12 protein-coding genes and 2 rRNA genes (1 of these 14 only partly in view) are annotated in these 11,708 nt (G+C 49.8%); 13 read left to right on the top strand and 1 reads right to left on the bottom strand.

Features of this window, described 5'->3' with window-relative positions:
* The 3 genes from C6362_RS03525 to eno all read left to right on the top strand — a co-directional run.
* Window positions 1–783, top strand: a 23S ribosomal RNA gene (locus tag C6362_RS03525); it begins 2,130 nt to the left of the window's first position.
* 193 nt (window positions 784–976) lie between these two features.
* Window positions 977–1,093, top strand: a 5S ribosomal RNA gene (gene rrf, locus C6362_RS03520).
* An 807-nt stretch (window positions 1,094–1,900) separates the two neighbouring features.
* Window positions 1,901–3,196 (top strand): phosphopyruvate hydratase, encoded by a 1,296-nt coding sequence (gene eno, locus C6362_RS03515; protein ID WP_014015381.1) that lies wholly within the window; start codon window positions 1,901–1,903, stop codon window positions 3,194–3,196.
* Between the two features lie 187 nt (window positions 3,197–3,383).
* Here the strand turns inward: eno and C6362_RS03510 are convergent, their stop codons facing one another.
* Entirely contained in the window at window positions 3,384–4,766 is a 1,383-nt protein-coding gene (locus tag C6362_RS03510; RefSeq protein ID WP_014015380.1) for an amino acid permease, read from the bottom strand.
* Between the two features lie 225 nt (window positions 4,767–4,991).
* On the opposite strand from C6362_RS03510, the gene C6362_RS03505 reads away from it, so the two are divergent.
* From C6362_RS03505 to rplA, 10 genes are all read left to right on the top strand, one after another.
* Window positions 4,992–5,261, top strand: coding sequence for a heavy-metal-associated domain-containing protein (locus C6362_RS03505; RefSeq protein WP_014015379.1), 270 nt, complete (start codon window positions 4,992–4,994; stop codon window positions 5,259–5,261).
* Window positions 5,262–5,414: 153 nt separating this feature from the next.
* On the top strand, window positions 5,415–6,584 hold the full coding sequence (locus tag C6362_RS03500; RefSeq protein WP_014015378.1) for an iron-containing alcohol dehydrogenase: 1,170 nt from the start codon (window positions 5,415–5,417) through the stop codon (window positions 6,582–6,584).
* Between the two features lie 118 nt (window positions 6,585–6,702).
* On the top strand, window positions 6,703–6,888 hold the full coding sequence (locus C6362_RS03495; protein WP_014015377.1) for a ferredoxin: 186 nt from the start codon (window positions 6,703–6,705) through the stop codon (window positions 6,886–6,888).
* 259 nt (window positions 6,889–7,147) lie between these two features.
* The gene (locus C6362_RS03490; RefSeq protein WP_014015376.1) at window positions 7,148–8,584 is read left to right on the top strand and encodes an aspartate ammonia-lyase; all 1,437 of its coding nucleotides are present in this window, start codon (window positions 7,148–7,150) and stop codon (window positions 8,582–8,584) included.
* A 172-nt stretch (window positions 8,585–8,756) separates the two neighbouring features.
* Window positions 8,757–9,125, top strand: coding sequence for a nucleotidyltransferase substrate binding protein (locus tag C6362_RS03485; protein WP_014015375.1), 369 nt, complete (start codon window positions 8,757–8,759; stop codon window positions 9,123–9,125).
* A gap of 269 nt (window positions 9,126–9,394) precedes the next feature.
* Entirely contained in the window at window positions 9,395–9,544 is a 150-nt protein-coding gene (gene rpmG / locus C6362_RS03480) for a 50S ribosomal protein L33 (protein WP_014015374.1), read from the top strand.
* Window positions 9,545–9,591: 47 nt separating this feature from the next.
* Window positions 9,592–9,831 carry a preprotein translocase subunit SecE gene (secE, locus tag C6362_RS03475; protein ID WP_014015373.1) on the top strand — a complete coding sequence of 80 codons (240 nt, stop codon included), beginning with the start codon at window positions 9,592–9,594 and terminating at the stop codon, window positions 9,829–9,831.
* A 15-nt stretch (window positions 9,832–9,846) separates the two neighbouring features.
* Entirely contained in the window at window positions 9,847–10,386 is a 540-nt protein-coding gene (gene nusG, locus C6362_RS03470) for a transcription termination/antitermination protein NusG (protein ID WP_014015372.1), read from the top strand.
* 89 nt (window positions 10,387–10,475) lie between these two features.
* Window positions 10,476–10,901 (top strand): 50S ribosomal protein L11, encoded by a 426-nt coding sequence (gene rplK / locus C6362_RS03465; protein WP_014015371.1) that lies wholly within the window; start codon window positions 10,476–10,478, stop codon window positions 10,899–10,901.
* A 60-nt stretch (window positions 10,902–10,961) separates the two neighbouring features.
* Window positions 10,962–11,678 (top strand): 50S ribosomal protein L1, encoded by a 717-nt coding sequence (rplA, locus tag C6362_RS03460; RefSeq protein WP_014015370.1) that lies wholly within the window; start codon window positions 10,962–10,964, stop codon window positions 11,676–11,678.
* Window positions 11,679–11,708: the final 30 nt, after the last annotated feature.

Below are 11,708 nucleotides of genomic sequence, written 5' to 3'. Positions count from 1 at the left end.
GGATAGTTGGGAGGCTTAGATACAAGTACGCCAGTATTTGTGGAGCCATTGGTGGGATACCAACCTTGTTTTATTGGAATTCTAACGAGAAGCGTAACGAGCTTGCGGACAGTCTCAGGCGGGCAGTTTGACTGGGGCGGTCGCCTCCGAAAGAGTAACGGAGGCGCCCAAAGGTTCCCTCAGCGCGGACGGAAACCGCGCGAAGAGTGCAAAGGCAGAAGGGAGCTTGACTGCGAGACGGACAGGTCGAGCAGGGACGAAAGTCGGGCTTAGTGATCCGGTGGTAGAGAGTGGAATTGCCATCGCTCAACGGATAAAAGCTACCCTGGGGATAACAGGCTTATCTCTCCCAAGAGTCCATATCGACGGGGAGGTTTGGCACCTCGATGTCGGCTCATCACATCCTGGGGCTGAAGTAGGTCCCAAGGGTTGGGCTGTTCGCCCATTAAAGTGGTACGCGAGCTGGGTTCAGAACGTCGTGAGACAGTTCGGTCCCTATCCATCGCGGGCGTAAGAAACTTGAAAGGGGCTGCTCCTAGTACGAGAGGACCAGAGTGGACCGACCAATGGTGTACCAGTCATGGCGCCAGCCGTGTAGCTGGGTAGCTACGTCGGGGACGGATAAACGCTGAAAGCATCTAAGCGTGAAACCAGCCTAGAGATGAGGTTTCTCATTGTTTTAACAAGTAAGGTCCCACAAAGACGATGTGGTTGATAGGCCGGGAGTGGAAGTACAGCGATGTACGGAGCGGACCGGTACTAATAGACCGAGGACTTGACTTAAGCAGAGAACCAGTTTTGAAGGAGTCGGAGACGACGCGCAAAACTGAGTGAATCGCTTACTCCGAATCTCAGAAAACTGTGAAACTGGAAACAGATACACAGAGAGAACGACGATTCGGAGACGAGCAGAGAGTTTGTTAAGAAAAACATTTTTATGCAGTTGTCAGGATACGAATCCTGAATCACATGACAATTCAGTGGCGATAGCTGCGGGGATCCACCTGTTCCCATGCCGAACACAGCAGTTAAGCCCGCAAACGCCGAAAGTACTTGGGGGGAGGCCCCCTGGGAGGATAGGAAGCCGCTGATTCTTGTAAAAAAGCACTGGAAAATTCCAGTGCTTTTTTGTTGTTCGTTGTTAGTGGTTCGTGGTTCGTGGTTCGTAGGGAATGAGCGGCTTTCTATCCGACCAGGGTTCCCTGGGATAAGCAGGGAACCGGTTTTGAAGGAGCTTTGCGACGCGCAAAACCGTGTGAGTCGCTTATGCCGAATCTCGTGACCTGATGGTGTGAAAGTATACAGCCAGACAGAGATACCCTGGATTCGGCTGGATAGGTGGGACGACGGCTAGTGCTTTTTTGTTGTTAGTTGTTCGTGGTTCGTAGGGGCCGACCCGGCTAGGGCGGCCCACCTGAAATGTGATGTACACGACATACATGACGGGTGATGCTTGAAAAAAAGCCCCATATACCAGAAGGGTCCTACACACGATTCACAGCGGGACGCCTTGATCAGGACGTCTCCTACGTATCGCATACAGGCGATGGAAATGAATGCCTGTCTTTTGCTGTATAGTTTGTCAAAAAGGGGCTGTTGCATGAAGGTTTCTACCATCATGAGAGGCCCCGTTTACTTTATAGTTTGTAGTTTGCAGAGAAAACCTTCAAATTTAAAGCCATCCGCTAACAACTAACTGCTAGCCACTAACAACTTTAAAGGGCTTGTCGTCGTGCGACAAGCCCTTTTATAAATGATGGACTGAATATGTCCAATTATAATAACAGTGATTCTCGTAAAGTATTATGCGAAAGAATACTTATATTGTATAATATAGTTGTAAAGATACTGAACAAATGGTATTCGTCATACCTTATTCATGGATAGAGGAGGTTTTATTATGAAAGATATTCGCATTGAAAAAGTCATCGGCCGGGAAATTCTTGATTCGCGCGGCAATCCTACGGTGCAGGCCGATGTGTTGTTATCCGACGGGACCTTGGGCCGAAGTGCCGCTCCCAGCGGCGCTTCGACGGGGCAGTTTGAAGCCTTGGAACTGCGTGACGGCGATGTCCAGCGCTTTGGCGGCAAAGGTGTCACCCAGGCCGTCAGCCATGTCAATACAGTTTTACAGGACGTCCTGAGAGGTCAGGATCCTTTTGATACGTATGGTGTCGACAGCTTGATGATCCACGCCGATGGCACGCCGGACAAATCCCGGCTCGGTGCCAATGCCATCTTAGCCGTATCGCTGGCCTGCGCCCGTGCGGCTGCTGCGTCCCTGGGGATTCCCCTCTACCGTTTCCTCGGCGGCGTCAATGGCAACTACCTGCCTGTCCCCATGATGAATATCCTGAATGGCGGTGCCCATGCGGCCAATACCGTCGATGTCCAGGAATTCATGATCATGTCGGCAGGCGCTCCTTCTTTCCGGGAAGGTCTACGCTGGTGCTCCGAAGTCTATCATGCGCTGGCAGGTCTCTTGAAGGCCAAAGGATTAGCTACTTCCGTCGGTGATGAAGGCGGTTTTGCTCCCAATTTGGCCAGCGATGAAGAAGCTATCCAGTACATCCTCCAGGCTATCGAAAAAGCCGGTTATGAACCGGGGAAAGATTTTGTCCTGGCCCTCGATGCCGCTGCCAGCGAATGGAAGGGACCGAAACAGGGCGTCTACGTCCTGCCCAAGAGCGGCCAGTCTTTCACGACGGACGAACTCATCGCCCACTGGCAGAAACTGTCCCAAGCTTATCCCATTTACTCCATCGAAGATGGCTTGGATGAAGAAGACTGGGATGGCTGGGCAGCTTTGACTAAGGCTTTGGGACAGCGCGTACAGCTCGTCGGTGACGACTTATTCGTAACCAATACGAAACGCCTGGCCAAGGGGATTGCCCAAGGCTGCGGCAATGCCATCCTCATCAAACTCAATCAGATCGGTTCCGTATCGGAAACGTTGGAAGCTATCAAAATGGCCCATCGCGCCGGTTATCGGGCCATCGTTTCCCACCGTTCCGGCGAAACAGAAGACACATCCATCGCCGATCTGGCGGTCGCCCTGAATACGGCACAAATCAAGAGCGGCGCGCCGAACCGCAGCGAACGCGTAGCAAAATACAACCGCCTCTTGCAGATTGAAGATGAATTGCACGGCCAGGGTATCTATCCCGGTTTCCAGGCCTTCGGGATTAAGAGATAAGAAAAAAGGGGCTGTCGCATTAAGCGACTAGCCCCTTTTGTGGTTCGTTTGGCGTGGTTCGTTTGACGAAGTTTCCCATAAATTTTAAACCTTCACGGCAAACGAATCACGACCCACGGCAAACGACGTGAAAAAGGGATTGTGCATGATGGCAAAAACCTTCGTGCGACAATCCCTTTAATTCACTTTACTGCTCTTTACTGCTCATGCTGTGCTTGCTGCTGTAGGCGAAGTAGATGATGAGGCCCAGGACCATCCAGCCTAAGAAGAGGAGATGGGTCAGGGTGGAGAGGGCGTAAATCAGGTAGCCGCAGACGATGACGCCGACGACGGCGACGACAGGGAGACAGGGGCAGTGGAATTTGCGCGGTGCTTCCGGGTGTTTGCGGCGCATGTGCCAGAGACTGATGAAGTTCAGGAGGAAGACGGCGAGGACACCTGTATTCGACAGTTCGACGATGTGCATCAGCGGTACGAAGCCGGCGATGATGGCAATCGTTACGGAGCCGATGATCGTGACCAGGTATGGCGTATGGTATTTCGGATGGATCTTGCCGATGCTTGCCGGCAGGAGACCGTCGCGGGAGACGGCGAAGAAGATGCGCGCCTGACCGAAGAGATAGACGATGAGCGTCGTGATGATGCCGGCAATGGCGCCGACGGCGACGAGATTGGCCACGCCCGGCCAGTGGAGGATACGCAGGGCATGGGCGACCGGTTCCGGCGTATTCAGGTCCGTATAGTTGATGGCACCGGTCAGGGAGAGGGCCATGGCGACGTAGAGGCACATACAGATGAAGACAGAAAGAATGATGCCAATCGGCAGGTCGCGTTCCGGTTTCTTACATTCTTCAGCCGATGTGGCGACGGCGTCGAAGCCCATGTACGAGAAGAAGACAATGGCCGTACCGCTCAGGATACCCTGGACGCCGAAGGGTGCGAAGGGGTTGAAGTTGGCCATTTCCACATGAGGTGTGGCGATGCAGATGAAGGAGATGATGGCGGCCAGGGTGATGAAGACCAGGGCCGTATTCAGTTTAGCACTCTGTTCTGTCCCGCGGATCAGGACCAAGGCCAGCAGGAGGATAATGATGACTGCCGGAAGATTGATGATGCCTCCTTCAGCCGGGGTCTTTAAGAGAACTTCCGGGATGATATAGCCGTACGATTTGAGGATGCCCGCCAGGTAGCCGGAAAAGCCGACGGCAACGGCACTGCCTGTGACCGTGTAGCCGAGGAGCAGGGACCAGCCGGTGAGAAAGGCCATGCCTTCGCCAAGGGAGGCAAAAGTATAGGAATAGACACTGCCTGATGAAGGAATCATGGAGGCGAATTCACTGTAAGCGAGACCGACGAGGATACAGAGGAGACCTGCCAGGGCAAAAGAAATAGAAATAGCCGGACCGGCGTATTTGGCAGCTGCAATACCTGTCAAGACGAAAATGCCGGCACCGATGATGCCGCCAACGCCAAGAAATGTCAGGTCCATGACGCCTAAATCTTTGTTGAGGTTTGAATTTTCAGAATCGGCATGGAGCTGGGCAACGGATTTGGTGTGGAAAAACGACATATAATCACTTCCTTAATTTTAATAAAATTAACAAAAGAGTTTAATTTAATAAACTTTTCGTCAACTATAGTGTACTATGATGCATACATCATAGTCAATATAATTCATAAATATGGAATCATGTATACAGTATCCCACTTGAAATCCATTTTAAGAGACCTTATAATAATGATGATGAGAATTACTATTTTTATTTTAATGAAATAGAGAGGGGAGATATGACTTATGGGGTTTTTCAGCAATCTTTTCCATCATGATGATGTTTCGGGGACAAAAAAATACGTTTCTATTTCCGGTATGGTTTGTCAGAACTGTGTCAACCATGCGACGCAGGCATTGGAAGCTGTGCCAGGGGTCAAGAAAGCGAAAGTCAATCTGATGAGAGGTGAAGCCGAAGTCATCGTCGACGATTCCGTCAAAGACGAAGACCTTTTGAAAGCGGTCGTCAATGCGGGCTATGCCGCAACGGATATTTCGCTTCATCCGAAAAAATAATTAAAAAATAAAATAAACGATTGATAATAATGAAATATTGTAGTATAATCAGCACATAAATTAAATTTTATATTTCCGACAGGGCTGTCGCAAGAGGGATTTCTTTCTCTCTGCACAGCCTTGTTTTCGTATCAGACAAGGAGTGGTGTCATCGTGTCTTTTCAGATGTTTGTCCCTACGAAAGCGTTATTTGGTGCTGGTCAGCTCAACCATTTACATGAACAGGATTTTCCCGGCAAGAAAGCTTTGCTGGTCATTTCCAATGGGAAATCGACTAAGGTCAACGGCTACCTGGACCGGACAGAAAAAGAACTGCATACAGCCGGCGTCGAAACGGTCCTTTTTGACCAGGTCGAAGCCAATCCCTTAAAGTCGACGGTCATGCGCGGCGGTGCTATGGCTCGGGAACATCAGTGTGACTTCATCGTGGCCTTAGGCGGCGGCAGCTGTATCGATGCGGCCAAAGGGATTGCCGTCGTAGCGACCAATGACGGTGATTTGTGGGATTACATCACGCAGGGCACGGGCAAGGGCAAGCCCATTGCCATAAAACCTCTGCCTATCGTAGCCATTACGACGACGGCCGGGACTGGTTCGGAAACCGATGCCGGCGGCGTCATCACCAATGAAGATACGAATGAAAAGACACCTGTCAAAGGCCCGTCCCTGTTTCCGGTCCTGGCTATCATCGACCCGGAACTGATGGCGACGGTGCCGCCGAAATTCACGGCTTATCAGGGGTTCGACGCCCTGTTCCACAACATCGAGGGCTATCTGGCCAATAAAGCCAATCTGATGAGTGAAATGGTCGCCTTGGAAGCCATCTCCCAGATCAGCGCCTATTTGCCGACGGCTGTCCAGAACGGCATCGACATGAAGGCCCGGGAGCGCGTCGCTTTCGGTAACTATCTCGGCGGTCTGGAAATGTGCCTCAGCTCCAATATGAGTGAGCACTCACTGGAACACGCCCTCAGCGCCTATCACCAGGCCCTGCCCCACGGTGCCGGCCTCATCATGATCAGCCTGGCTTATTTCTCGCACATGATCGACATCCACGTCTGTGACGACCGCTTCATTATCCTGGCCCGCCATATGGGCCGTCCTGATGCGGCAAAACCGGAAGACTTCCTCGATGCCCTGAAGGAATTACAGGAAAAATGCGGCGTCGCCAATCTCAAGATGTCCGATTACGGCATCAGTCCCGACGAATTCCATAAAATGGCCCATAATGCCAAGACGGCTATGGCGGGATTATTCATGGCCGACCGCATGCCTATGAGCGAAGACGACTGTGTCGCTATTTATCAGGCATCTTATCGCTAAAGTGTTGTAAATACAACAGCCATTTGGCCGAAACCGAGGTATACTATAGGCACAGTAAGGAATGACTTACTGGACTAAGTTTTCCGGATAGAAGGTCCGGTCAAAGGAGTGACTCATTATGAAATATAAAGTAAACGATACGTGCATTGCTTGTGGTCTGTGTGTTAATACGTGTCCAGAAGTATTCCGCATGAACGATGATACGGGTATGGCAGAAGCCTACGCTGAATCGACGGAAGCTAACAATGACGCTGCTCAGGAAGCCATGAACTCCTGCCCGGCTGGCGCTATCGAAGAAGCATAAGCCGTAATCAATCTAAATAAAACATAAAGTTACGGAATAAATATTGACAAGTACAGGTACATGCACTATGATATAGGTAAATTCATAGTACGTACGGCAAAGGCGCTGTTGAAGCAATTTCAACAGCGCCTTTTCTGTATGTACCGGCGTGGGGACGCCGGAGGGGTATGAATTTAATTGCAACAGAAACGTTGTAATTATTACTTGAATACTGTATACAAAATATTTAATGCATCAATGGGTTATTGGGGAGGATATTATGAGAACAGAACATGACTTTTTAGGTGAAATGAATGTATCGGATAATGTTTATTATGGCGTACAGACCATGCGAGCTATGGAAAACTTCCATATTACAGGGGAACATCTGGATCCGGACTTCATCCAGGCCATGGCCATTGTCAAAAAAGCAGCTGCTCTCGCCAACATGGAAACGGGACGGCTCGACAAGAAAATCGGCAATGCCCTGGTACAGGCAGCCAGTGAAATCATCGACGGTCAGTGGCTGGACCAGTTCCCTGTTGATCCGATCCAAGGGGGTGCCGGTACTTCGGTAAATATGAACATGAACGAAGTATTGTGCAACCGGGCTTTGGAAATCATGGGCAAAGAAAAAGGCCGTTACGACCTTATCTCGCCGAACAACCACGCCAACATGGCCCAGTCGACGAACGACGTCTTCCCGACGAGCATCAAAGTCTGCCTGAGCATGAAAGGCAAGAAATTGACGGCTGCGCTGAAAGAACTGGAAACAGAACTGGACGTCAAAGCCGACGAATTTAAAGACGTCATCAAGATGGGCCGTACCCACTTGCAGGATGCCGTTCCCATCACGCTTGGCCAGGAAATGGGCGCTTATGCTTCGGCTGTCGCCCGCGGCCGCAAACGTATTTCCCGGTCCCTCGAAGGCGTCCATGTCATCAACATGGGCGGCACGGCTGTCGGCACGGGCCTCAATGCCGAACCGGCCTATATCAAAGCCGTTGCTGCGAAACTTTCCATGCTGACCGGTGATATCTATGTCACAGCCCGCAACCTCATCGACATGACCAATAATACGGACATCTTTGCTGAAGTATCGGGCAACATGAAAGCTACGGCCCTTATGCTCATCAAGATGGCCAACGATTTCCGCCTCATGGCTTCCGGTCCACGCTGCGGCCTCAACGAATTGAAACTGCCGGCTCGTCAGCCTGGTTCTTCCATCATGCCGGGCAAAGTCAATCCGGTCATGGCAGAAGTCCTCGACCAGACGTGTTACCAGATCATCGGCAACGACATGGCTATCAGCCTGGGCGTCGAAAACGGCCAGTTCGAGCTGAATGTCATGGAACCGGTCATGGCTTTCAATCTCTTCCACTCCATGCAGTATTTGACCAATGCTGTCCATGCCTTTGTCAAATACCTGCTTAAAGGCGTTAAGGCCAATAAAGAAGCCTGCCAGTCCTGGGTCGACCACAGCGTCGGCATCGTCACGGCCCTCTTGCCGCACATCGGCTATGAACGGTCGTCTATGCTGGCCAAGGAAGCCTATGCCACAGGCCGTCCCATCCGGGAAATCATCCTCGAACACGGCTATCTGACAAAAGAACAGATAGACATCATCTTGTCGCCGCAGGAAATGACCCAACCGGGCATTGCCGGTAAGGAGGTCCTGGAAGAAACCTATCTGGCACAACAGAAAATCTCTGGCTAAATTCCCAAGCCATTTATCGCGGAAGCGGCCCTGTCTCCTCCTGACAGCAGGGCCGCTTCTTTTTTTGCCGGAAATCCATTATAATAGGTTTGATGTTTGATGTTTGATGTTTGATGTTTGATGTTTGATGTTTGATGTTTGATGTTTGATGTTTGATGTTTGGGAGGTATTTATGGATTGGCAGCGTGATTTTCAGGAACATATACAGCTTTTGCAGCAGGCAGAAGAGGCGGATTTGACGAATCCCTTCATTTGTCACGGCATCGTCCACCTCTTTCAGGAGGCCTTCGATCTGGGCCTGATGGCCTTTCGCGAAGCCTTGAAGCGGGATGGACGCCTGGCCGCCATGGGGTCTGCCAAAGAGCTCATCGCCGCCGCATACGAGCAGTACCTCTTCGTCGATGAAGATATCTGGCTGGCCATGCTCCGTGACCGCCACGGCAGCCAGGACGCCATAGAAGCACAGGTAGGACGCATCTTGGGGCCATACCAGGACGCCCTGGCGGCGTTGTACGATTCAGATGCGGCTGCGCCGCGATAGACGCAGGCCACAAGTCACAAAAAAATACACGGCCAGCGGCCTTGTGCGTAGGGGCCGTCCCGGCGGGCGGCCCGCTATGGAATTATGGAAACTCTCTTGACAGAACAGTCGTCACATGTTAGAATAGCTGAAGTTAGGCGTTTACCAACGCCTGGCTTTTTTAAGTTACAGAAAAAATTCCTTGACTTAGAGGGGACTGTTGTGATACATTATAAAGGCAGTCTTACGTAACACTAGGCTTGTGACTATTTTTAAGAGAGGTGTAAGGAATGCGTACAGCTATCACTTTGGCATGCACAGAATGCAAACAGCGTAACTACCGGACGAACAAAAACAAGAAAAATAACCCGGATCGTTTGGAACTGAAAAAATACTGCCCGTTCTGCAAAAAAGAAACATTACACAAAGAAACGAAATAATTGAGTGAATAAGATTGTGCTAATCTTATTTGGATGTGAGAGGTTATATGGCACTTTCAGCTAAAAAAGCAGCACAAAAGAATAAGAACAAGAAGAAGAACGCGGGCAAATCATTTTTATCTGGCGTAAAGGTAGAAATGAAAAAAGTCATCTGGCCGACGAAGAAGGAATTGATCAACTACACGGTTATGGTCATCGTCGCTACAATCGTCGTAATGGTAATCATTGGCGTAGCTGACGGCGTATTTTCACAGCTGTTCAAGTTACTCCAGCTTGTTGTCGGATAGGGGGCTTGCGCTTAAATGGAAGCAGATATGAAATGGTATGTCATCCATACGTATTCTGGTTATGAAAATAAAGTAATGCAGACGCTGGAACAGAAAGTCAAATCCATGGGTTTGGAAAACGTCATTAACCGTATCCTCATTCCAATGGAAGATGAAATTGACGTCAAGGACGGTAAGAAACGGACAGTCAAACGGAAAGTATTCCCTGGCTACGTTCTCATCGAAATGGAAGTCAATGACCGTTCCTGGTATGTCGTCCGCAATACGCCGGGTGTCACCGGGTTTGTTGGCTCGGCTACTAAACCGATTCCGCTGGAACCGAAAGAAGTCGAAAAGATTCTGAAGACCCAGGGAATTGAAAGCGAACCGAAAACGCATATCTCTGTCGAAGTTGGCGAAGAAGTGCGCATTACCGAAGGTCCTTTTGAAAATTGCATGGCCGTCGTAACGGAAATCAATGAAGAAAAAGGGACTGTCAAAGGCCTTGTTAATATGTTTGGCCGAGAAACTCCAGTAGAAGTCGACTATTCTCAAATCGAGAAGGGTCTGGAATAAATACTTCTAAATGCGGCGACTTGCCGCGAGTGGGAGAATCGCAAGATTCGTTTGACCACATCTTGTAATGTAAGGAGGTGTAACTCACCATGGCAAAAAAAGTAGCAAGAATGGTAAAACTCCAGTGTGAAGCTGGTAAAGCAACTCCGGCGCCTCCGATTGGCCCTGCATTAGGCCAGGCTGGTGTCAACATCATGGCTTTCGTCAAGGAATTTAACGAACGTACAGCTAAACAGGCTGGCTTCATCATCCCTGTCGAAATCACAGTCTATGAAGACCGTTCCTTCACTTTCATTACGAAAACACCGCCGGCTGCCGTTCTCTTGAAGAAAGCAGCAGGTTTGGACAAAGCTTCGGGCGAACCGAACAAGAAAAAAGTAGCTAAATTGGGCCGCGACAAAGTCCGCGAAATCGCAACGACTAAGATGCCGGACCTCAACGCTAACGACGTTGAAGCTGCTATGAAGATGATTGAAGGTACAGCTCGCAGCATGGGTATCGAAATCGTCGACTAATTCGATGGTTCTCTGCCCGTGGAAGGGGTAACCCGCTAAACCACATAAGGAGGAAGAAACATGGCAAAAGTAGGCAAGAAATATGCTGAAGCTGCAAAACTGTTCGATAAACAGAAACAGTATGATGTTGCAGAAGCAATCGACATCTTGAAAAAGATGGATACTGCTAAATTCGACGAAACTGTTGAATTGGCCGTAAACCTTAACGTAGATCCGAAATACGCCGACCAGCAGGTCCGCGGCGCCTTGGTACTGCCCCACGGCACTGGTAAATCCAAGACCGTCCTCGTATTTGCTCAGGGCGATAAAGAAAAAGAAGCTTTAGCTGCTGGCGCTGACTATGTCGGTGCTGATGATCTCGTAGAAAAGATCAAAGGTGGCTGGCTCGAATTCGACGTAGCAATCGCTACTCCGAACATGATGGGTAAAGTTGGTCGTCTCGGTAAAATCCTCGGTCCTAAAGGCCTCATGCCTAACCCGAAGGTTGGTACTGTCACGATGGACGTTACAAAAGCTGTTAGCGAAAGTAAAGCTGGTAAAGTTGAATACCGTACGGATAAAGCCGGCAACATTCATTCTTCTATCGGTAAAAAATCTTTCGAAGCAGATAAATTGATTGATAACCTGACTGCTTTGGTTGATACACTCATCAAAGTTAAACCGTCGGGTGCAAAAGGCCAGTACATTAAATCCATCACGGTTAGCTCCACGATGGGCCCTGGCATCCACATCAATCAGTACAGCATCAAAGGTGCTGCAAAGAAAGAAGAAAATTAATATCTCTCTTAGCTGTAGACTGAAGGTATG

The sequence above is a fragment of the Megasphaera elsdenii DSM 20460 genome, from assembly GCF_003010495.1.
Lineage (GTDB): Bacteria > Bacillota > Negativicutes > Veillonellales > Megasphaeraceae > Megasphaera > Megasphaera elsdenii.
This window is presented reverse-complemented; position numbering and strand designations above follow the sequence as displayed.